This window comes from Agrobacterium sp. CCNWLW155, assembly GCF_036888815.1.
GTDB lineage: Bacteria > Pseudomonadota > Alphaproteobacteria > Rhizobiales > Rhizobiaceae > Agrobacterium > Agrobacterium radiobacter.
Genome location: NZ_JBAKFW010000001.1, coordinates 1,483,156 through 1,504,832, shown reverse-complemented (window position 1 = coordinate 1,504,832; position 21,677 = coordinate 1,483,156). Strand labels below are relative to the sequence as shown.

Annotated in this window: 21 protein-coding genes and 1 tRNA gene; 12 read left to right on the top strand and 10 right to left on the bottom strand. The window is 59.0% G+C overall.

Annotated elements, in window-relative coordinates:
• Nucleotides 1–19 precede the first annotated feature (19 nt).
• The 4 genes from V6S97_RS07565 (at nucleotide 20) to V6S97_RS07550 (ending at nucleotide 5,145) form a co-directional block, all read left to right on the top strand.
• Complete coding sequence (locus tag V6S97_RS07565; RefSeq protein WP_107675938.1) at nucleotides 20–931, top strand: homocysteine S-methyltransferase family protein; 912 nt, start codon at nucleotides 20–22, stop codon at nucleotides 929–931.
• Between the two features lie 141 nt (nucleotides 932–1,072).
• Nucleotides 1,073–1,645, top strand: coding sequence for an NADPH-dependent FMN reductase (locus tag V6S97_RS07560; RefSeq protein ID WP_003509456.1), 573 nt, complete (start codon nucleotides 1,073–1,075; stop codon nucleotides 1,643–1,645).
• 2 nt (nucleotides 1,646–1,647) lie between these two features.
• Nucleotides 1,648–2,850, top strand: a complete 1,203-nt coding sequence (locus V6S97_RS07555; protein ID WP_112293355.1) for an MFS transporter — start codon at nucleotides 1,648–1,650, stop codon at nucleotides 2,848–2,850.
• Nucleotides 2,851–3,198: 348 nt separating this feature from the next.
• Nucleotides 3,199–5,145, top strand: a complete 1,947-nt coding sequence (locus tag V6S97_RS07550) for a methyl-accepting chemotaxis protein (protein WP_060725216.1) — start codon at nucleotides 3,199–3,201, stop codon at nucleotides 5,143–5,145.
• Nucleotides 5,146–5,350: 205 nt separating this feature from the next.
• Here the strand turns inward: V6S97_RS07550 and V6S97_RS07545 are convergent, their stop codons facing one another.
• Nucleotides 5,351–5,680 (bottom strand): hypothetical protein, encoded by a 330-nt coding sequence (locus tag V6S97_RS07545; RefSeq protein WP_060725215.1) that lies wholly within the window; start codon nucleotides 5,678–5,680, stop codon nucleotides 5,351–5,353.
• Between the two features lie 229 nt (nucleotides 5,681–5,909).
• Nucleotides 5,910–5,986: transfer RNA gene (locus V6S97_RS07540), tRNA-Arg, on the bottom strand.
• A 521-nt stretch (nucleotides 5,987–6,507) separates the two neighbouring features.
• On the opposite strand from V6S97_RS07540, the gene V6S97_RS07535 reads away from it, so the two are divergent.
• Nucleotides 6,508–7,014 carry a MarR family winged helix-turn-helix transcriptional regulator gene (locus V6S97_RS07535; protein ID WP_020809385.1) on the top strand — a complete coding sequence of 169 codons (507 nt, stop codon included), beginning with the start codon at nucleotides 6,508–6,510 and terminating at the stop codon, nucleotides 7,012–7,014.
• A 263-nt stretch (nucleotides 7,015–7,277) separates the two neighbouring features.
• On the top strand, nucleotides 7,278–7,541 hold the full coding sequence (locus tag V6S97_RS07530; protein WP_003509467.1) for a hypothetical protein: 264 nt from the start codon (nucleotides 7,278–7,280) through the stop codon (nucleotides 7,539–7,541).
• A gap of 55 nt (nucleotides 7,542–7,596) precedes the next feature.
• Here the strand turns inward: V6S97_RS07530 and V6S97_RS07525 are convergent, their stop codons facing one another.
• Nucleotides 7,597–8,070 carry a hypothetical protein gene (locus V6S97_RS07525; RefSeq protein WP_099085979.1) on the bottom strand — a complete coding sequence of 158 codons (474 nt, stop codon included), beginning with the start codon at nucleotides 8,068–8,070 and terminating at the stop codon, nucleotides 7,597–7,599.
• 71 nt (nucleotides 8,071–8,141) lie between these two features.
• Nucleotides 8,142–9,146 (bottom strand): LysR family transcriptional regulator, encoded by a 1,005-nt coding sequence (locus tag V6S97_RS07520; protein WP_099085980.1) that lies wholly within the window; start codon nucleotides 9,144–9,146, stop codon nucleotides 8,142–8,144.
• Nucleotides 9,147–9,400: 254 nt separating this feature from the next.
• Here V6S97_RS07520 and chvE point away from each other — a divergent pair, with 254 nt between their 5' ends.
• From chvE to araD1, 4 genes are all read left to right on the top strand, one after another.
• The gene (gene chvE, locus V6S97_RS07515; RefSeq protein ID WP_003509472.1) at nucleotides 9,401–10,465 is read left to right on the top strand and encodes a sugar ABC transporter substrate-binding protein ChvE; all 1,065 of its coding nucleotides are present in this window, start codon (nucleotides 9,401–9,403) and stop codon (nucleotides 10,463–10,465) included.
• A gap of 90 nt (nucleotides 10,466–10,555) precedes the next feature.
• Nucleotides 10,556–12,094, top strand: a complete 1,539-nt coding sequence (gene gguA, locus V6S97_RS07510) for a sugar ABC transporter ATP-binding protein GguA (RefSeq protein ID WP_020011472.1) — start codon at nucleotides 10,556–10,558, stop codon at nucleotides 12,092–12,094.
• On the top strand, nucleotides 12,091–13,287 hold the full coding sequence (gene gguB, locus V6S97_RS07505) for a sugar ABC transporter permease GguB (RefSeq protein ID WP_020809403.1): 1,197 nt from the start codon (nucleotides 12,091–12,093) through the stop codon (nucleotides 13,285–13,287). Before gguA ends, gguB begins: the two co-directional genes overlap by 4 nt.
• Before the next feature lie 119 nt (nucleotides 13,288–13,406).
• Nucleotides 13,407–14,402 (top strand): 2-keto-3-deoxy-L-arabinonate dehydratase AraD1, encoded by a 996-nt coding sequence (araD1, locus tag V6S97_RS07500; RefSeq protein WP_334426446.1) that lies wholly within the window; start codon nucleotides 13,407–13,409, stop codon nucleotides 14,400–14,402.
• 198 nt (nucleotides 14,403–14,600) lie between these two features.
• Here the strand turns inward: araD1 and V6S97_RS07495 are convergent, their stop codons facing one another.
• The 6 genes from V6S97_RS07495 to V6S97_RS07470 form a co-directional block, all read right to left on the bottom strand.
• On the bottom strand, nucleotides 14,601–15,011 hold the full coding sequence (locus V6S97_RS07495; protein WP_003509483.1) for a VOC family protein: 411 nt from the start codon (nucleotides 15,009–15,011) through the stop codon (nucleotides 14,601–14,603).
• A 48-nt stretch (nucleotides 15,012–15,059) separates the two neighbouring features.
• Nucleotides 15,060–15,524, bottom strand: coding sequence for a GNAT family N-acetyltransferase (locus V6S97_RS07490; RefSeq protein WP_334426445.1), 465 nt, complete (start codon nucleotides 15,522–15,524; stop codon nucleotides 15,060–15,062).
• Nucleotides 15,525–15,641: 117 nt separating this feature from the next.
• The gene (locus V6S97_RS07485; RefSeq protein ID WP_087745007.1) at nucleotides 15,642–16,238 is read right to left on the bottom strand and encodes a class I SAM-dependent methyltransferase; all 597 of its coding nucleotides are present in this window, start codon (nucleotides 16,236–16,238) and stop codon (nucleotides 15,642–15,644) included.
• Nucleotides 16,239–16,242: 4 nt separating this feature from the next.
• Entirely contained in the window at nucleotides 16,243–17,061 is an 819-nt protein-coding gene (locus tag V6S97_RS07480) for a transglutaminase family protein (RefSeq protein ID WP_087744814.1), read from the bottom strand.
• 21 nt (nucleotides 17,062–17,082) lie between these two features.
• On the bottom strand, nucleotides 17,083–18,024 hold the full coding sequence (locus V6S97_RS07475; RefSeq protein WP_003509488.1) for an alpha-E domain-containing protein: 942 nt from the start codon (nucleotides 18,022–18,024) through the stop codon (nucleotides 17,083–17,085).
• A gap of 3 nt (nucleotides 18,025–18,027) precedes the next feature.
• Nucleotides 18,028–19,437: a circularly permuted type 2 ATP-grasp protein gene (locus V6S97_RS07470; protein ID WP_020809408.1), complete on the bottom strand. Its 1,410-nt coding sequence runs from the start codon at nucleotides 19,435–19,437 to the stop codon at nucleotides 18,028–18,030.
• A 430-nt stretch (nucleotides 19,438–19,867) separates the two neighbouring features.
• Between V6S97_RS07470 and V6S97_RS07465 the strand changes: the two genes are divergently transcribed.
• Both V6S97_RS07465 and V6S97_RS07460 read left to right on the top strand, forming a co-directional pair.
• On the top strand, nucleotides 19,868–20,764 hold the full coding sequence (locus V6S97_RS07465; protein WP_334426443.1) for a DMT family transporter: 897 nt from the start codon (nucleotides 19,868–19,870) through the stop codon (nucleotides 20,762–20,764).
• A gap of 78 nt (nucleotides 20,765–20,842) precedes the next feature.
• Entirely contained in the window at nucleotides 20,843–21,460 is a 618-nt protein-coding gene (locus V6S97_RS07460) for a L,D-transpeptidase (RefSeq protein WP_003509494.1), read from the top strand.
• Nucleotides 21,461–21,677: the final 217 nt, after the last annotated feature.

The following is a 21,677-nucleotide window of genomic DNA, read 5'->3' as shown; positions in this document are numbered from 1 at the left end:
TATTCAGGGAGTTATGACCATGAGCACAATCCGTATCCTCGACGGCGGTATGAGCCGCGAATTGCAGCGGCTCGGCGCCGTGCTGAAACAGCCGGAATGGTCGGCGCTGGCGCTTATCGACGCGCCTGAGATCGTGCGGCAGGTGCACCAGGAATTCATCGAAGCCGGTGCCGATGTCGTCACCACCAATTCCTATGCGCTGGTGCCCTTCCACATCGGCGAAGAGCGTTTCCAGAAGGACGGCGCATCGCTGATCGCCCTTTCGGGTAAGCTGGCGCGCGAAGCGGTGGATGCCTCCGGCCGCAAGGTGCTGGTGGCGGGTTCGCTGCCGCCGATCTTCGGATCCTATGAGCCGCAGAATTTCGATGCGGGCCGGGTGCAGGCCTATCTGACGGTGCTGGTCGACAATCTCGCGCCTCATGTCGATGTCTGGCTCGGCGAGACGCTCAGCCTGATCGCCGAGGGCGAGGCGGTGCGTGAAGCCGTTGCCGCGACTGGCAAACCGTTCTGGATTTCCTTCACGCTCAATGATGATGCGGCTGCGACCGGCGGCGAGCCTGCGCTTCGCTCCGGTGAAACGGTCAAGGCGGCCGCCGAATGGGCGGCGCAATCGGGCGCGGCCGCCCTTCTGTTCAATTGCAGCAAGCCGGAAGTCATGAAAGCCGCGGTTGAGACGGCCGCCGCCGTCTTCGCGGAAAAGGGTGTGTCACTGGAAATCGGCGTTTATGCCAATGCCTTTGAAGGCGAGCAGGGTGATTCCGCCGCCAATGAAGGGCTGCATGACACGCGCGCCGATCTGACAGACGATGTTTATTCCCGTTTTGCCTGCTCCTGGGCGGATGCGGGCGCGACCATGATCGGCGGCTGCTGCGGCATTGGTGCGGCGCATATCCACAAGGTTGCCACAGCGTTGCGGCGCGCGGCCGCCTGAAACGCCCGGCGTCGCATTTAACGCCACCATCATAAATCAAAGCGGCAGTTTCAAAACCTGCCGCTTTTTTTGTACGCGGCTATTGACCTCAACTATAGTTGAGGAATTATCAGGACATGGAACACTGTTGAAGGACGTTCCATGAGCGATGATACACTTTCCATACGGATCATATTTGGCAGCGCCCGCAACCCGCGCTTCTGCGATGTTGTCGGCCAATGGCTGCTTGACCAGCTGAGGGCTCTGCCGGGACTGGAGCTGGCGGTCATCGACCCGCGCGAACTCGATCTGCCGCAGGACCACGCGCCCGAGCGCGCCTCGGTGCGGCAGCTTCGGCAAAGCCTCGATGGCGCCGACGCCTTCATCGTCGTCACCCCGGAATATAACCGCAGTTACCCCGGCGCGCTGAAGGTGCTGATCGATTCCGCCTATGACGAATGGGGCGCCAAGCCGGTGGCCTTCGTGTCCTATGGCGGGATTTCCGGCGGCCTGCGCGCCACCGAGCAGCTTCGCCCCGTCTTTGCGGAACTGCATGCGGTAACGATCCGCGATGTCGTCAGCTTCGCCAATCCCTGGGATCGTGTCGATGCCGCCGGCCAGCTCGATGCCGGCGCGGCGGCGGCAGGCGCGCTGGAGACGATGATGAACAAGCTTGGCTGGTGGGCGCGGGCGCTGAAACAGGCGCGGTCCGCAACACCTTACAAGGGGGCGTGAGAATGACCGAAAAATCCTTCGCGTTGAAAGTGACGCTCCTGTTCGTCGCCACGCTCACCATTATGGCCGGAACCACGGTTGCACCTTCGCTGCCGGCCATCGAGCAGACTTTCCTGTCGACGCCGCATGTGGATATCATGAGCCGAATGGTGCTGACATTGCCCTCGGTTTTCGTGGCTTTCTGCGCGCCCATTGCAGGTGTGCTGGCGGATCGCTTCGGCCGCAAGCGGCTGCTGCTCGGCGCTATCCTGCTTTACAGCCTTTCCGGCATGTCCGGCCTTTTTGCCGAAAGTCTTGCCGGCCTGCTCGTCGGGCGCGCCTTTCTTGGTCTGGCGATCGGCGCCATCATGACGATCGGCACGGCGCTGGTGGGTGATTATTTCGAAGGCCCGGCGCGGGAGCGCTATCTCGGCCTGCAACAGGCCTTTACCCAGATCGGCGGCGTGGTTTTTGTGGTGGCGGGCGGTTTGCTGGCGGATCTGCACTGGCGCGCGCCCTTCGCGGTCTATGCCGTCGCCCTACTCATTCTGCCGGCGGCCGTGTTTTTTCTGACGGAGCCGGTGAGGAACGATGGCGGGATCAAAGCCGGTGGCGAACAGGAGTTTGCGGTCAACTGGCTGCTGGTGGGTGTGCTGGCGCTGGCAGTATTTCTCGTCAATGCCCTGTTTTACACCATCCCCTCGCAGCTGCCGTTTTTCCTGCGGGAGCTTGGGGTGTTTTCCGGCAGCATTGCGGGATACGCCATCGGCATTTTCAATCTGGCCGGGGCGTTGGCGGCGCTCAATTTCGGGCGATTGCGGGCAAGGGTCAGCGTGACCGCCATCATTGCCGCCGGGCTGGTATTGATGGCGGCGGGTTTTGCGCTGCTTGCCATGGCCGAGGGGCTGGTTGCCATGCTGTCATCGCTTGCGGTGGTGGGGTTTGGCCTCGGTGTGGTGATGCCGGGCATCATGTCCACGACCATCATGCTGGCGCCGCTCAGCCTGCGCGGGCGCATCGCCGGCATCGTCACCGCTTCGATGTTTCTCGGGCATTTCATCTCGCCGCTGGCAAGCCAGCCGTGGATTGCCCGGGTCGGTTTTGCAGGCGCCTATCGCGACATCGCCATGATATTCGCCGCCATGGCCGGGCTTGCCCTTGTCGCCCTGATCTTCCAGCGACGGAGCGACGCACGAAGATCGCGTTCTTTTGCCTCGAGCCGCTGACACGGGTGGTCGTGAAGGAATTATAAAGTTTTTGACTATAATCATTTTTCTGGAAAACAAACGGAAGGTGCACCGGCTGAAGAACCGGTTGATTTCATTCCCTTCCTCGAAATTCGGCGTGGCGTTTCCGCTTTGCTTGCGGAGCCGCCATGCCATCTAGGGCGGCGCGGCCTGTCCGTATTTGAAGGGACAGGCGGCTTTCCCGGCGCATGCATGAAGCAGATGCGTTGAGAGCCGATGATACGGCTAGCGGAGCTTCGATGATCGAGGCGCTTGACGTGCAATGTCAGTCTTGCCGAACACCTCCGGCACGGGGAAGGAGCGGTTTTTCAATGACCTGAGGTTCCCGTGTCTTTTCTTCAAAACGCCAGTATCCGCATCAAAATCCTGTCGCTCATTCTCCCGCTCTGCATTGTCGGCCTTGGCGCCACAGCCTTCATGTCCATGCACTACAAGCGGACGGACACGGCCTATTCGTATTTTATTGCCAACGACAACGCCGCTCTGGTGGAGCTTTCGCGGGCAAACCGCAACCTGCAGGCCATGGCTTATGGCGCCTATCAGGTCATGGCTTACGACACCAACATTCCTGACTTCAAGATCGTCAAGCACGAATACGAGACAGACAAGGTGGCTTTGATATCGCGCCTCAACCATGTCAAAACCATTTTTCCGGAGGAAGCTGCGGGGCTGGACAAGCTGTTGGGCCAGGCTCAGGGCATAATCACCTCGACCGACAAAGCCGTGGAATTCGGTTCGACCGATCGCAACAAGGAATCTGCCGCTGAACTTATGAAGGCCGACGCTTTGATCCGCTCGACCGGGAATGAAATCTCTGCCCTTCTGGACAAGCTTGCCAAGGGTGTTGTCAAGGGAAGCGACGATCTGACCGACAAGACCAATTCGACCATCTTCACTTCCCTGGTGGTTGTCGGCATTGCTTTTGCGATCGGCATCATTCTGGCGCTGTTCGTGGCGTCTCGTGGTATCACAACGCCGATTGCCCGTCTGCGCGAGCGCATGGTGTCGCTTGCCGGCGGTGAAACGGCCTCGGAGATTGACGGCACGGCGCGCCGGGATGAAGTGGGCCAGATGGCGAAAGCCGTTCAGGTGTTCCGCGAAAACGCCGTCGAGCGCATTCGTCTCGAGCAGGAAACCGAAGCCAATCGCAGCCTCTCGGAGAAAGACCGGATCGAGCGGGAGCAGCAGAAGGCAACGGAGGCGGCCGATGTCAAATTCGCCGTCGACAATCTCGCAGCCGGCCTCTCGAAGCTTTCGGAAGGCGATGTTTCCTATCGCATCGGCCAGCCTTTTACCGCGACGCTGGATGGCGTTCGCAACGATTTCAACACGTCCGCCGAAAAGCTGCAGGCGGCATTGACCAAGGTGGCGCAGAACGCCAGCGGCATCGGTGCGGGCGCGGACGAGATCAAGTCTGCCGCCGACGATCTGGCCAAGCGCACCGAGCAGCAGGCCGCAGCCGTGGAGGAAACAGCCGCTGCGCTTGAAGAAATCACCACGACGGTCAGGGATTCCACCAAACGCGCGCAGGAGGCGGGCCAGATCGTCAGCCGCGCCAAGGCGGGCGCCGAACAATCCGGCCAGGTGGTGCGCCGCGCCGTGGTCGCCATGGAGCAGATCGCCAAATCGGCCAATGAGATCAGCAACATCATCGGCGTGATCGACGAGATCGCCTTCCAGACCAACCTGCTTGCGCTGAATGCCGGTGTGGAAGCCGCCCGTGCGGGCGAGGCCGGCAAGGGCTTTGCCGTGGTGGCGCAGGAGGTGCGTGAGCTTGCCCAGCGCTCCGCCAACGCGGCGAAGGAGATCAAGGCCCTGATCACCACATCGAACGACCAGGTGCAGCAGGGCGTGCAGCTGGTCGGTGACACCGGAAAGGCGCTGGAGACCATCGTTTCTGAAGTGCAGGAAATCAACCGGCACGTCGTCTCCATCGTGGAGGCTGCGCAGGAACAATCCTCCGGCCTGCAGCAGATCAATACGGCCGTGAACCAGATGGACCAGGACACGCAGAAGAACGCGGCGATGGTGGAAGAAACCAATGCCGCGAGCCACAGCCTGGCCAAGGAAGTGGCGTCGCTCAACCAGCTGCTCTCCCAATTCAGGCTCGCCGATGGCGCTTATCAGCAAAAAAGCCAGCCTGCTCCGGTTCGCAGCGCCGCCGGCAACGACAAATATGTGGCATCCCCCGTCCGCGCGCTGGGTCGCAAGATCGCCTCGGCGTTTTCGGGCAACGCCGCTGTCGATACAAAGGGCGACTGGCAGGAGTTCTGATCGCTATTTCAGGGCGCTTCCATGGTCCTGGCGCCGGGTTGTGTATGACTGGGGTTGGCGGGCCTGATATCGCCCGCCCGCCTGAGAACGAAAAATGCCGCACGGGCCTGATCTCCCGCGCGGCATTTTTTGAGCGCTGCATGTCGGAATTATTTACTTTTCCGCAGACCGCCGTTCCTATCCGAAAGATTTGCCGGATCGGAAATTATCTGGCCTGCATGGCGCGAATAAAGGCTGGGCTTCCGCTATCCAAATCGTTGTATGTAATTCGCTTGCTTGCGATGGCGTCGATTAATCGCGTGCAGAAGATCATGTCGACGTTGCTGTTCGGGCTGACATTCATGGCTTCAGCCACGGCAATCTTGGAACTCTTGGACTTTTTCTTGGTTGTTTCATAGCAATTTTGAACCGCCCTGCGTTTGACGGCGGGACTTCCTCCTATGACTTCCTGATCCCTTTCGAAACTGGGGTTCGTCTGGCACCCTGAAAGGATGAGAACTGATACGGATACAGCAATAATTGCCTTGATTTTCATGGATTAACTTTCCCTTTTACCCCGCCAGATGGCTCATGCTGGAGCAACCCAACCAGACCCGTCGATCAGGAGTATTGCAGCCATATTGCGGCAAATACATCCGGGTGATTACAGGAATATGTTCACAGAACCCGCGCCGAAGGGGTTAGTCGCTTTGGAAGACAGGCATAAAGCTCTATGCAGCCTTCTAAGTGGAGGATTGCCATAAACGATGTCAGGGTAAGATAAATGGCGCACCCGACAGGATTCGAACCTGTGACCTTTGGAATCGGAATCCAACACTCTATCCAGCTGAGCTACGGGTGCAGCAGTCACGCTTGAATCGCGTGCAGCGGTTGGTTCATACCCCAGCTTTGTTTCCGCATCAACGTCTAAAAATCAAAGATTTGCGAAAGTTAGCCTGTTTTCGGGCGGGGCCGGGCGTGAGGGCGTGTTGTGAGGTCATCGCACGCTTTTCCGCGGCGGCGGGGCGTTACGTCGTTTGACGTATTGTGTTTTTACCGGAATAGATTTTCCCTTATAAGTAGTATGTTATCGCCGAGCCAGACCGTTGTCCTGCCCTATTATCGAAATGGTGGCCGGATTGCGGCAATGTCCTTCAAACACGGCGCAGGAGGCGATTTTAGCCCCTCAAAATTGGCGGGTAAATAGTCATACTTTTTCTGTTTTGCCAACCGCGATCCGGAGTCCGTGGTTGCTTCGCCGGCGATTAACTGTCAAATTATTATACAATATTAGTATCATCTACATTTATTTGGGATACAGTTTCGCAACGTTGTCGGTTATGATTTCGGCAAGGTAAAGGAACGAATCAGGCGGGGGATCGGATGGCTTTGCGATTGGCACACAGCAACGGGCCGCGAACGGAAAAGGCCGAAAGCGGCAGCGCGGAAGCGGCGCACCTCACGGCGATCGACTATGGGTTGCTGACGACTGCGATCAGCTATCACTTGCGGCACTCGCAACTTGCCGTGGCAAATGGCTTTGCCGATGTGCTGGCCGAGCAGGGATTGCGGCCCGCCGATTTTTCCGTGCTCGTCATCGTCGGCGGTAATCCGGGCCTCAAACAGAGCGATGTGGCTGAAGCGCTCGGCATACAGCGGGCCAATTTCGTCGCGATCGTCGACAGCATGGAAGAGAAGGGGCTGCTTGTCCGCCGCAAATCGGAAGAGGACAGGCGCGTTCATTTCCTCGACATGACGGAGGAAGGCAGCAGCCTTCTCGACCGGCTTTCCAATACCTGGCGGGACCGTGAGGAAAAGCTGATCGACCGGATCGGCGGCAAGAAGGCGCGCGATCAGCTTCTGGCTCTACTTGGACGCCTGCGCGACTGAACCGTCGAAGAGAGCGTCGGGCAATCAGAGTAGTGCCGGGCGGCTGCGGGGTGCGGCCTGCGCCCGGATGTTTCTGTCGTCCATTGTCTGCGACATCGGCACCATCTTCTTCCCGCTGGTCTTTCACGGCAGCCTGAGCGGCGGCGGGCCGAATTGCGTTGCAATTTTTCTGTGAAACCGCCAAGACGCATAAGCATCTTCACGTCTTGTGGCGCGGAGCCGCAATCATGCGATCGACTGGAAAGGCCCGGGACGGGAACGCCATGCTGAATATCGATACGAGTCATCCGCTTTATCGTCCCCTGTGGGTCCGGTTGCTCATTGTCGGCTTTTGCGCCGCCTGGGCCGTCATCGAATTCGTCAATCGCGAGTTTTTCTGGGGAACCATCGTAGCCGGCATCGGGGCTTATGCGGCCTATGAATTGCTGCTGAAGTTCAAACCCGCAAGCGATGCCGCCAAAAGCGGGAACGGCACGGATGAGCCCGCCGCCGAAAGCGCGCCCACCGATAAGAACGATGCGGGCTGAAGCGCCGCCTATCTTCCGTTTTATATATTTCCCGAGATAAATCGGCCCGGCATTTTCAGCGGAAATGCTCGCGCGTTCGCAACATCCGGATCGCCTGGTCGATCAGGAGATTGGCCGCCGTCATGCGCAGCGTCGCATTATGCCGGAATTGCGGCTTCACCCGGTCGGGATGATTGAGGCGGGCAAAGGCGCGGCGCTTTTCCGCAAGCGTTGCGGCCGTGTCGGTGTCGTGGATCGCCAGTTCCGCGGAGACATCGGCAAGCGAGGTCTTTTCGAGGTGGGCCGGCATCGCTTCCGGCTCGGGCTCCGGTTGAGGTTCCGCGGGTGGCGCGGGCTCAACCATGAAGGCGAGATAGGCATCGAGATTGCCGTTCGCCGGTGGCGGCGTTTCAATATGCGTATCGATGACAAAGCCCGAGCTGAAACCGGCAATACGATGACCGGCCGGCGGTGGCGGCTCCACGCTTTCTTCTTTTTCCAGTTTCAGTCGTTCAACAACCGACTGGAAGACGGATTGTCCGAAGAGCATGCGGCTTTTCCCTCGCCGGTCTGACTATCCGGCCTTTATGGATCATGAAGGTGGTGTCTGGCTTGCCGCCCTCACGGGCCGGTCAGCTTGCGGCTCTCATCCAGAACCAGATCGTAGAGCAGGCGGGCGCTGGGCGGCAAAACCCGGCCCTTGGTGGTGATGATGCTGTAGGGCTTCACGACGAGTTCGAAATCCGTCGGCAATATGCGGGTTCGGCCGATATCCGCCTGCTGGCCGGCAACGAATTCGGCCATGTCCTGGGCGATCGGCGCAATAGCATCGGTGTTGCAGATGAGGGCGAGCGTCAAAAGCATGGAGGGCGTGTTGATGATGTTGCGGGGCATGGTGACGCCGTGGGTCAGGAAGACATCCTCCATGGTTCTGCGCAAAAGCGCGCCGGGCGGCTGGAAAACCCAGTCGTAACCGGAGAGATCCTGCAGGGTCACGGGCTCGCCGCGCAGCAGGGGGTGGCCTTCGCGCACCACCAGACAGGCGCGCTCGATGCCGATTTCATGGATGGAGAAGAGGCCGGGGTCGAAATCATCGGGAATGCGGCCGATGATGAAATCGTGGCGCGCGGCCAGCAGTTCGCGCGCCAGCACGTTGCTGCTTTCCACCTGCACGTTGATTTCAATGCCGGGATAGGTGTCCATGGCGCGCCTTATGGCGGGAACCACGAGGCTGATGGCAGGCGCGGTGACGGCGCCGATATAGACCGAGCCGCCGCTGCCTGACTTCATCTGGTTGAGCTCGCGGCTCGCCTCGCGCAGTTCCAGCAGGATGGTGCGTGCCCGGCGCGCCAGCGCCTCGCCGAATTTCGTCAGCACGACGCCGCGCGAGGCCCGCTGACAAAGGGGTGATTTGACGATAGCCTCCATTTCCGAGAGCATGCGCGAGGCTGCAGGCTGCGTCATGTTCATGGCGGCGGCCGCTGCGCTGACCTGCCCGTGCTCTTCGATCATGACAAGCATGCGCAGGTGGCTCATCTTCAAACCGGCCCGCAGCAAAGGGTTGTCTTCAAAGACGAAAACTGCGTCCGTTGTTTGCGCCTGCTCATACACTTTTTGGTTGTTCATTCGTGGTTTTATACCCCTCATCGGTTTTTGTATCGATTTAATATATCATAATTGATATATGGAAACTGATTTATTCTATTTGACAGTTATATGGATTCAGAACAATTTGCGGAATGCCGGGGAGGAGCGGCAGCTGTTCCATTTCGCATGTGCGAAACGGAATGAGCGCAACGCGGCTTCTTCCTCTGACGGCATGAATTTCATGGTGCACCGCAGCATGCGGGCTCCAGAGAAGGGCTCAAGGGAGAGAGTTAATGAAGTCCATTATTTCGCTGATGGCGGCTTGTGCCATCGGTGCTGCTTCTTTCGCAGCGCCGGCTTTCGCGCAGGACAAGGGTTCCGTTGGTATCGCCATGCCGACCAAGTCGTCCGCACGCTGGATCGATGACGGCAACAACATCGTAAAGCAGCTTCAGGAAGCCGGTTACACGACCGACCTGCAGTATGCCGATGACGATATTCCGAACCAGCTTTCCCAGATCGAAAACATGGTCACCAAGGGCGTCAAGGTTCTCGTGATCGCATCGATCGACGGCACGACGCTGTCGGACGTCCTGAAGCAGGCTGGCGAGCAGGGCATCAAGGTCATCGCTTATGACCGCCTGATCCGCAACAGCGGCGACGTCAGCTACTACGCAACCTTCGACAACTTCCAGGTTGGCGTTCTGCAGGCGACTTCGATCACCGACAAGCTTGGCCTGAAGGACGGCAAGGGCCCGTTCAACATCGAGCTGTTCGGCGGCTCTCCTGACGACAACAACGCGTTCTTCTTCTATGACGGCGCAATGTCGGTTCTCCAGCCTTACATCGACAGCGGCAAGCTCGTCGTGAAGTCCGGCCAGACCGGCATGGACAAGGTCGGTACGCTGCGTTGGGATCCGGCAACGGCCCAGGCCCGCATGGACAACCTTCTTTCCGCTTATTACACCGACGCCAAGGTTGACGCTGTTCTGTCGCCTTACGACGGTCTCTCCATCGGCATCATCTCCTCGCTGAAGGGCGTGGGTTATGGCACGAAGGACCAGCCGCTGCCGGTCGTTTCCGGTCAGGACGCTGAAGTTCCCTCCGTAAAGTCGATCATTGCAGGCGAACAGTATTCCACCATCTTCAAGGACACCCGCGAACTCGCCAAGGTGACCGTGAACATGGTCAACGCTGTTCTGCAGGGCAAGGAGCCGGAAGTGAACGACACCAAGACCTATGAAAATGGCGTCAAGGTCGTTCCGTCCTACCTCCTGAAGCCGGTTGCCGTTACCAAGGAGAACTACAAGCAGGTTCTCGTCGATGGCGGTTACTACAAGGAAGACCAGCTGAAATAAGCTGAAGACACATGCGGGGATGACTTGGCGTCATCCCCGTTTTTCCATAAAAATAAAAACGCCGGAATTAATCGGGCGCTGGATTGCGATATGGCCAATACCATTCTCGAAATGCGGAACATCACCAAGACGTTTCCGGGCGTGAAAGCGCTTGAGAACGTCAACCTCAAGGTTAAGGAGGGTGAGATCCACGCACTCGTCGGTGAGAACGGCGCGGGGAAGTCGACCTTGATGAAGGTCCTTTCCGGTGTTTACCCCGCCGGCACCTATGAGGGCGAAATCCACTATGAAGGCGCAGTGCGGAATTTTCGCGCCATCAACGACAGTGAAGATATTGGTATCATCATCATTCACCAGGAGCTGGCGCTCGTGCCGCTTCTGTCGATTGCGGAAAACATCTTCCTTGGTAACGAGGTCGCCTCGAACGGCGTCATCAGCTGGCAGCAGACCTTCAACCGTACCCGCGAACTTCTAAAGAAGGTGGGGCTGAAGGAATCGCCGGAGACGCTGATCACCGATATCGGCGTTGGCAAGCAGCAGCTGGTCGAAATCGCCAAGGCGCTGTCGAAGAGCGTGAAGCTGCTCATCCTCGATGAGCCGACGGCTTCGCTCAACGAAAGCGATTCCGAGGCGCTGCTGAACCTGTTGATGGAATTCCGCAAGCAGGGCATGACCTCGATCATCATCACCCACAAGCTCAACGAAGTGCGCAAGGTGGCCGATCAGATCACCGTGCTGCGCGATGGCATGACGGTGAAGACGCTCGACTGTCACGAGGAAGAAATCAGCGAGGATGTCATCATCCGCAACATGGTGGGGCGCGATCTTGAAGATCGTTATCCGCCGCGCGATGTGCCGATCGGCGAGACCATTCTCGAAGTCAAGAACTGGAACGCCTATCACCAGCAGCATCGCGACCGTCAGGTTCTGCATGATATCAACGTCACCGTGCGCAAGGGCGAAGTGGTCGGCATTGCCGGTCTGATGGGGGCAGGGCGCACCGAATTTGCGATGAGCGTGTTCGGCAAGTCCTATGGCCACAAGATCAGCGGCGAAGTGCTGATCGACGGCAAGCCCGTTGACGTCAGCACCGTGCGCAAGGCGATCGATGCCGGTCTTGCCTATGTGACGGAAGACCGCAAGCATCTCGGTCTCGTGCTCAACGACAACATCCTGCACAATACCACGCTCGCCAATCTGGCCGGCGTATCGAATGCCAGCATCATCGACGACATCAAGGAAATGAAGGTGGCGAGCGATTTCCGCACGCGCCTGCGCATCCGCTCGTCGGGTATCTTCCAGGAAACGGTCAATCTTTCGGGCGGCAACCAGCAGAAGGTGGTGCTCTCCAAGTGGCTGTTCTCCAATCCTGACGTGCTGATCCTCGATGAACCGACCCGCGGTATCGATGTCGGCGCGAAATACGAAATCTACACCATCATCAACCAGCTCGCTGCCGACGGCAAAGGCGTTCTGATGATCTCATCGGAAATGCCCGAACTGCTCGGCAATTGCGACCGCATCTACGTCATGAACGAAGGCCGCATCGTCGCTGAATTGCCGAAGGGAGAGGCGAGCCAGGAAAGCATCATGCGCGCTATCATGCGCTCAGGGGAGAAGAACTCATGAGTTCGGCAAACACCACAAACGAAGAAAGCAACGTCATCTCGGTCGGGTCGTATATTCGCTCCAATATCCGCGAATACGGCATGCTGATCGCGCTCGTCGCTATCATGGTTTTCTTCCAGTTCTACACCGGCGGCATCCTGTTCCGCCCTGTGAACCTGACCAACCTCATCCTGCAGAACTCGTTCATCGTCATCATGGCGCTGGGCATGCTGCTCGTCATCGTGGCCGGGCATATCGACCTTTCGGTCGGTTCCATCGTCGCCTTCGTCGGTGCGATCGCGGCCATATTGACCGTGCAATGGGGCATGAACCCGTTTCTTGCGGCGCTGATTTGTCTCGTTATCGGCGGCATCATCGGTGCTGCCCAGGGTTACTGGATCGCCTATCACCGCATTCCGTCTTTCATCGTGACGCTGGCGGGCATGCTGGTGTTCCGCGGCCTGACGCTGTTCGTGCTGGGTGGCAAGAACATTGGCCCGTTCCCCACCGATTTCCAGATCATCAGCACCGGCTTCCTGCCTGATATCGGTGGTATCGAAGGTCTGAACACCACCTCGATGATCCTGACATTGCTGATTACGGTCGTGCTGTTCTATCTGGCCTGGCGCCGTCGCGTGGTGAATGTGAAGCATGGCATCGACGTCGAGCCGTTCGGTTTCTTCATTGTGCAGAATCTGCTGATATCAGGTGCTATCCTGTTCCTGGGTTACCAGCTGTCCACCTATCGCGGCCTGCCGAACGTTCTGATCGTGATGCTGGTTCTGATTGCGCTCTACAGCTTCGTGACGCGCCGCACGACCATTGGCCGCCGCGTCTACGCCATGGGCGGCAATGAAAAGGCGACCAAACTTTCCGGTATCAACACCGAACGCCTGAGCTTCCTCACCTTCGTCAACATGGGCGTGCTGGCCGGTCTTGCCGGCATGATCATCGCGACCCGCCTCAACTCGGCAACGCCGAAGGCAGGCGTGGGCTTCGAGCTCGATGTGATCGCGGCCTGCTTCATCGGTGGTGCTTCTGCCTCCGGCGGCGTTGGCAAGATCACCGGTGCGGTCATCGGCGCGTTCATCATGGGCGTCATGAACAACGGCATGTCGATTGTCGGCCTCGGCATCGATTTCCAGCAGATGGTCAAGGGCCTCGTGCTACTCGCCGCCGTGTTCTTCGACGTCTACAACAAAAACAAGGGCTGATCGGCCCCAACCCTATCGCAGTCAAAAAAGTGGCCGGTTTCCGGCCACTTTCATAAGATGCAGGCGTTATGCGCCGCGTAGAAGAGACAAGGCGCTTTGCGCCGGAGGAAGGAAATCCCGTGCTCATTTCACAGATCAAAGATGCCAGTGGCAAAATCACCGTAGCGGTTCGCGAAGAGGGCGGGCAGGCGCAGGCCGTCAAAGGTGCGGAGTCGGTTTATGCGCTCGCCATGGAAGCCGCCAATGGCGGCAAGAGCCTTGCCGATGTCATTTCCGCCCATGGTCTGGGCGATGCTGTCGATCTTGAAAAGGCCTATGCCGAAGGTCGCTTCCTGCCGCCGATCACCCATCCCGATCCGGCGCACCTGCATCTGACCGGTACTGGCCTTACCCATCTCGGTTCGGCTGCGACCCGTGACAGCATGCACAAGAAGACCACGGAAGCCGCCGAGGAAAGCCTGACGGATTCCATGAAGATGTTCCGCATGGGTCTCGAAAACGGCAAGCCCAAGGCCGGCGAAAAGGGCGTTCAGCCCGAATGGTTCTACAAGGGCAACGGCCATGTGGCGGCGGCACCGGGCGCGGCTCTCACCTCTCCTTCCTTCGCGCTTGATGGCGGCGAAGAGCCGGAAATGGCCGGCATCTACGTGATCTCGGACAAGGGTGAAGCGGTGCGCATCGGCTTTGCCGTCTCGAACGAGTTTTCCGATCACGTCACCGAGCGGATCAACTATCTCTACCTCGCCCATTCCAAGCTGCGCCCGGCAAGCTTCGGCCCGGAAATTCGCGTCGGCGCTCCGCCATCGGATATTCGCGGCACCTCGCGCATCCGTCGTGGCGACAAGGTCATTTTCGAAAAGCCGTTTGTTTCGGGTGAGGACAACATGTCCCACACCTTCGCGAACCTCGAATATCACCACTTCAAATACGGCCTGTTCCGCGCACCTGGTGACGTCCATGTGCACATGTTCGGCACCGCGACGCTCTCTTTTGCGGAGGGCATCAAGCCGGAAGCGGGTGACGTGTTCGAGATCGAGGCCGCCGGTTTCGGCCTGCCGCTGAAGAACCCGCTTGCGGTTGATGCGGAAGAAGAGATCATCGTTCGGCAGATTTGATCTGCGGGCTGTGTGTGGAATGGTCGGGGGTGGGTCATCCCTCCCTCGACGTCATCCTCGGGCTTGTCCCGAGGATCTGCGACCGATTGATTTTACGCGACGTGGATAGATCCTCGGGACAAGCCCGAGGATGACGCAAGATGATAGCTCTTTCATCCCATTGTCCCTTTCGCGTCGGGTAACTTTCAGGCGCTTGCCTTATCCGAACCCCCACAGCTTGCCTTCACCCACCTCCACCGAATTGCCCGCGGGATCGCGGATGTAGACGGAATAGCTGTCATTCGGCCAGCGGTGATAGTGCTCGACGGGAATTCCAAGCGCTTCGAAACGAGCCTTCCAGCCGTCCACTTCCGACTTGTCCTTCGCGTAAAAACAGAAATGGCCTTGCCCCACCGCACCGTGGCGGGGGATCGGATTGTCGGGGTCGGCCCGGCGGGATTGCTGCGGGTCGAAGATCAGCAGCATCTGCTGCCCGCATCTGAAGAAGATGAATTGCCCGGGCAGCCTGCGCACCACCTCCAGCCCGAAGACATCCCGATAAAAGGCCTCGGCGGCATCGAGATCGTCGGCGTAAATCGCGGTTTCCATAAGGGCGGCTGGTGGGCGCATGGTTTCCTCCGGTAGTCCATGGGCTGTCCGGCGCGGGGACAGACGGCTTTAAATTTTCGCGCTGTAGGTGAGCACCGTCAGATCGTGTTTGCCGACACCACGTTCCAGAACGGTCCAGCCGCAACCGGTGTAATAAGTTTCCAGATCGCGCTGGCAGCAGAGATAGCTGGTCTCGTGGCCGAGTTCGGCGGCCCTTTGTGTTGCCGCCTGCATGAGCGCCCGTGCCACGCCTGAGCGCCGGCGATCTTCCTCCACCCAAAGGGCGGCGACCCAGGGAAGATATTGCGGCCGCTCTTCCAGATCGCAATGGATGAGGAAGGCGGAGCCGACATAGTCGTCGCCGTCATGGGCAACGAAACCGGTGGGCAGCGTATGGGGGTTGGTCATGTCTTTCAGGTGTTCGGCGACGTCGCCCACCTGAAGACCGCTATCCTGCCACCATGCCGTCCAGATCCGCTTGGCGATGACGGGTCCATGCGACTGGCAGTCGCGATAGTCGGAAATGCTGTACAAGGCCGTCTCCCGGCCGGCTTTCCTCCCGCGGGCGGAAGCCGGATCATGCTTTCAAATCGATGCGGAGATTAAACCGGGTAGGAAGGGGTTTCGCAACCGCCAACTTGTCGCGCCGGATCAGGATTTCGTTGCAGTCACATGCAGCCATGCGGTCGGGAGATTGTCGTAACCGCTGCCCTGCCGCGCCTCAATCTCCACCGCCGTCCAGTCAAACTGTCCGTAAACGTCTTTCAGCCAAGGCTTCGAAGGATAATTGTAATAACGGCCGAACATGTCGCGTCCTTCCGTCTCTCCCGCCTTGAAGCTGGCATAAAAAACGCCGCCCTGTTTCAGCGCCGTGTGGATGCGGCCGATAATGCCCGGCAGGGCGGGACGGGGCACATGCAGCAGGCAGGCATTGGCCCAGACACCGTCATATCGCTCACGCTCATCGATATTCTCGAACAGCAATGTCCTGACGGGAATGCCGAGCCGGGTTTCCGCCGCTTTCGCGATGTCAGGCGTTCCATCGGTGGGATGAACGTCGAAACCGGCGGCCAGCATGAATTCGCTGTCCTGACCACCGCCGCATCCCAGTTCGAGAATGCTTGCGCCCTCTGGCAAGCGCGCCAGAAATGTCTCCAGATGCGGGCGGTCCGCCGCCTGTCCCCGTGATGTATAGGCTGCGGCGTTATCAGTATAAAAGCCGATTGTATCGTCGTCCTTGCCGGCCATCATCTCAGCTCTGTGACTGGCTCTGGCTCTGCGACTGCACGGTGACCGAAACGCTCAGCGTCTCGCCCGCCGGGCCGATGCGCATGCCTGATATCGGCGCGCAGTCGCGGTAGCAGAGACCGGATGCGATGCGCACATAACGGTCGTCGGGGCAGATATTGTTGGCGGCGTCGAAGCCCACCCAGCCCAGCCCCTGAAGGTGCACCTCGGCCCAGGCGTGGGTGGCGGTCTGTTCCTCCACCTCTTCCATCATCAGATAACCGGAAATATAACGCGCGGGCAGGCCCATCAGCCGGGCGGCGGAAATCAGGATATGGGCGTGGTCCTGGCAGACGCCCTTGCCCGCTTCCAGCGCCGTTTCCGCCGTGGTTTCGATGTCGGTCGAGCCGGGAACATAGTCCACCTTGTCGTGAATATTCTCCATGAGGTTATGCAGGCGGGCAAGCTCAGTTTCGCCCACGCTCACCTTCACCAGTTCACGCACAAGCTTTCCCGGTTTCGTGCGCGGTGTTTCCCGCAGGAACAGCCAGAGCGGTGCATTGCCGATGTGGTGCCCGACAACGCCGGCCTTGTCCTGCGTGCTCACCGTGCCGCTTGCCACGACCTTCACCCGCTTTTGCGGGCCTTCGGTTTCCACCAGCGCGACACGGTTGCCGAAATGGTCGTCATAGGTCACTTCGACGGTGGCGCCATCGACCGAGACATCCCAGTCCTCCACCGTCTGGCTCGGGCCGGTCTGCGGTGTCAGGCGCAGCCGCTGCAATGCATAGGGCATCGGCTCGTCATAGACATATTCCGTCGTATGGGTGATTTTCAGACGCATAAGCTGTCCCCGTCCACGCGCTTATTGATAGAAGCGGTAGCCTTCCGTGATTTCCTGTCCCAATTGTCCGTTGCGGTTGACAAATCTCTCCAGAAATTCGTGCAAGCCCTCATCCATCACCCGGCCGATGGTGGTCGTGCGCAGGCTGTCGCGAATGCTCTCGGCCGTGTCATGCGCCTTGTGCCTCTCGCTGTAATCCTCGGCGATGTAGTTGAGGTTGCTGGCGATCTTTTCATAACAATAAGCAAGCGAGCGCGGCATGCGGCCGTTGAGAATGAGGAAGTCGGCAATGTTGGACGGCTTGTATTCCGCATCATAGACCCAGCCATAGGAGCGGTGGGCCGAGACTGAGCGGAGGATGGATTCCCACTGCGCATTGTCGAGCGACGACCCCACATGCGCCACCGCCGGCAGCAGCACGTAATATTTGACATCGAGAATGCGGGCGGTGTTGTCGGCGCGCTCGATGAAGGTGCCGATGCGGGAGAAATTATAGAGATCGTTGCGCAGCATCGAGCCGTGGAAAGCGCCGCGCACCAGACCGGCGCGATGTTTGATGACATCGATGGTCTGCGGCAGCTCGGCGTGGCTGAGCTTGCGGCCGAGGATGTTCTTCAGCTCGATCCAGAATTCGTTGGTGGCTTCCCATGTCTCGCGCGTCAGCGCCGTGCGCACCATGCGGGCATTGTTGCGGCCCGCCTCGATGCAGGACATGACGCTGGAGGGGTTGGCCTTGTCCCGCAACAGATAATCGATCGCATTCGCCGCCGTCACCTTCTCGCGCGTTTCGAGAAATTCGTCGTGCACGCCGGCGCTTTGCAACACGCCGTCCCAGTCCTCATCGCCGCTGCCGCTGCGCGTCAATGAAACGCGCAGGCCCGCATCGATCAGCCGGGCGATGTTTTCAGCGCGCTCGATATACCGGAACATCCAGTAGAGCCCGTTTGCCGTTCTGCCCAGCATGGCTTAATCCTCCAGTACCCATGTATCCTTGGTGCCGCCGCCCTGGCTGGAATTGACCACGAGCGAGCCCTGCTTGAGGGCAACACGGGTCAGGCCGCCGGGAATGATCTGCACCTTGTCCGAGACAAGCACATAGGGACGCAGATCGACATGGCGCGGCGCGATGCCGTTTTTCACCATGATCGGCACGGTGGAGAGCGACAGTGTCGGCTGCGCGATGTAATTGGAGGGGCGGGCTTTCAGCTTTTCGGCAAAAAGCGCCCGTTCCTTTTTCGATGCGGTGGGGCCGACGAGCATGCCGTAACCGCCCGAACCGTGGACCTCCTTGACGACGAGATCGGCAAGGTTGTCGAGAACGTATTTCAGGCTGTCCGGCTCCGAACAGCGCCAGGTCGGCACGTTTTCGAGAAGCGGCTTGCGGCCGGTATAGAACTCGACGATCTCGGGCATGTAGGAATAGATAGCCTTGTCATCGGAAATGCCGGTGCCGGGCGCATTGGCAATGGTGATGTTGCCGGCGCGATAGACATCCATGATGCCGGGCACGCCGAGCGCCGAATCCGGCCGGAAGGTCAGCGGATCGAGGAAATCATCATCGACGCGGCGGTAGAGCACGTCGATGGCTTCATAGCCGCGCGTGGTGCGCATCTTGACCTTGCCGTCCATGACGCGCAGGTCGGAGCCTTCCACCAGTTCCACGCCCATCATGTCGGCGAGGAAGGAGTGCTCGTAATAGGCGGAATTATAGATGCCGGGCGTCAGCACCGCGACGCGCGGCTTGCCGGAACAGCCGGGCGGTGCGAGCGAAGCGAGCGACTGGCGCAGCAGATAGGGGTAATCCTCCACCCGGCGCACGCGGTTTTCGTGGAAGAGTTCCGGGAACATCTGCATCATCGTCTCGCGGTTTTCCAGCATGTAGCTGACACCTGAGGGGGTGCGGGCATTGTCTTCCAGAACGTAGAACTGGTCTTCGCCGGTGCGGACAATGTCAGTGCCGACAATATGGGTATAAACGCCGCCGGGCGGAGTGAAGCCGATCATTTCCGGCAGGAAGGCTTCGTTTTTCTCGATGATTTCGCGGGGAATGCGCCCGGCGCGGATGATTTCCTGCTTGTGGTAGATATCGTCGAGGAAAGCATTGAGGGCGAGAACGCGCTGTTCGATGCCCTGGGCCAGTTTGCGCCACTCGCGGCCGGAGATGATGCGCGGGATGATATCGAAGGGGATCAGTTTTTCTGAACTATCGGCATGGCCATAGACTGCGAAAGTAATACCGGTTTTCCGAAAGATGTTTTCGGCGTCTTTTGATTTCTGGATCAGGTGAGCCCTGTCCTGTCGGCTGTACCACTCGTTATAGTTTTCATATGGGCTTCGCGGCGTGTCGTCCGCATTTATCATTTCGTCAAATGCCAACTTCGATGTCCCCTTTTTTGCCATATGAATACAACGCCAAATGCAATGCAAGAACTATGCAGGCCTCCCCGAGAAGATTTTTTACCGCCCTAGAGTTTTAAAAAAGAAGCGTTTTTTCGGTTTCAGCCTATAAATGCGGCATCGGCAAATTGGTTGCGCGGTGACGAGGGGTGTAATTGGGTGGTGTCGCTGTGTGCGCCGTGGGCGAATGCATAAATTTTGTTCGTTCGCTTTCGGTTGATGAATATCCGGCGTCACATCAGAAAATCTGAAAGATGCGATCACGAAAACGCCTTTGACCTTGGGTCGGGATGCGGATACCGCCATGCTGATACCCGGTTCGATCATTCGCCGGTTTGCGTGAAGCCGCAGAAATATCAATTCGCCGCCTGTCCCGGTTACGGCATCATGCGGCACAGTGGATGTTCCCATGTCGCTCGACCGTCTGGCTCCGGCCATCTTCGTCTTTCTCTGGTCGACCGGCTGGGTCACCGCCAAATATGCGGTCTATTATACCGGGCCGCTGACCTTTCTCTGTCTGCGCTATCTTCTGGCGGGAGCGCTGCTGTGGGCGATCTGCCGCTTTTCCTCCATCCAGTGGCCGCAGCGGCGCGTCGACCTTTTCCGGGCGATCCTGTCCGGCGTCTTCCTGCACGGTCTTTATCTTGGCATGATCTGGTGGGCGATCGGGCAGGGCGTGCCGGCGGCGATCGGCGGCATCGTCGCCGGTCTGCAGCCGCTGATGACGGCGGTGGCTGCCCGCTACATGATCGGCGAGAAAATCTCGCCCTTGCAGCGCGCGGGCCTATTGCTTGGATTTGTGGGCATCGCCATTGCCGTGCTGCCGAAGGTCATGGCGACGGGCGCATTTGGCCTCTCCGTGCCGCTTTACGCCGTGGCGGTGAATGTGCTGGGCATGACGTCGGTTACCTATGGCACCCTCTACCAGAAGAAATATGTCCATGGCGGAAACATCATGGCGGTGGCAACGCTGCAATATGTCGGTGCGCTGCTGGTGACGGTTCCCTTCGCGCTTTTGCTGGAGGATGGACATGTGGACTGGAGCCTCGGCCTTGCTGCCACGCTCGCCTGGTCCGTGGGTGCGATCTCCATTGGCGCCGTAGCGCTGCTTCTTTATCTGATCCGGCGCGGGCAGGTCTCGCGGGCCGCTTCGCTGATCTATCTCGTGCCGCCGCTTGCGGCCGTGGAAGCTGCGCTGCTTTTCGGCGAAACACTGACGCCAGCCATGATTGCCGGCACTGTTTTGGCGGTGACGGGGGTCTATCTCGCCAACCGCAAACCTGCCGCAACGGTTGTTGTACGTTAATTACTACAACCGCATATTAGGGGTTTGTTAACCATAAAATTATACCTCTCGTTAATCCAAAGATTTGGCGGGGGTTACATGTCTATTTCACGTCGTGGTGTTCTGTTCGGATTGCCGCTGTTTCTGGCCGGCTGCGCCAATACGGGTATTGGCCAGCAAAGGCTGAATTATGGGGCAAAGCCGGAAGAGAAATTCCCGCTTCCCGCCATGCATCTCGATAAGGTCAAGCCGGAGCTCCGCCGGCAGGAAGTCACTTACGACACCAGACACCCGGCCGGAACGGTTGTGGTGGATACGCCGGCGCGGCGGCTCTATTACGTTCTGGGCGATGGTCGCGCCATGCGCTACGGCGTCGGTGTCGGTCGTCAGGGCCTTGCGCTGAAGGGCGATGCCTATATCGGCCGCAAGGCGGAATGGCCGTCCTGGACGCCGACCGCCAATATGATGCGCCGTGATCCGCGCAATCTGAAATTCGCAGCCGGCATGCCCGGTGGCCCCAGCAATCCGCTCGGCGCGCGCGCGCTGTACCTCTATCGCGGCGGCAACGACACCATGTTCCGCCTGCATGGCACCAACCAGCCGCAATCCATCGGCCACGCCATGTCGAGCGGCTGCATCCGCATGCTGAACCACGATATCATCGATCTCTACAGCCGCGTGCCGGTGGGTTCGAAGGTCGTCGTCTTGCAGGCGTGACGTAAAGGCGGATTTTTCCGCCTTTTCCACGCAAGAAAATGCCTGTACCCTTGGGTTGATTTTTTCGGCGGAAGGCCAATTTTATGCTGAAGAATCAACCATGTGTAGAATGCCTCCCTTTAGGTATTTAAGGGAGTTCTGCTATATCGGAAACGTGATTTCCGGTGTTCGAGACGTGTATCCATAAAGGCTTAAATGCGCTGTATCGAGCGCGGCA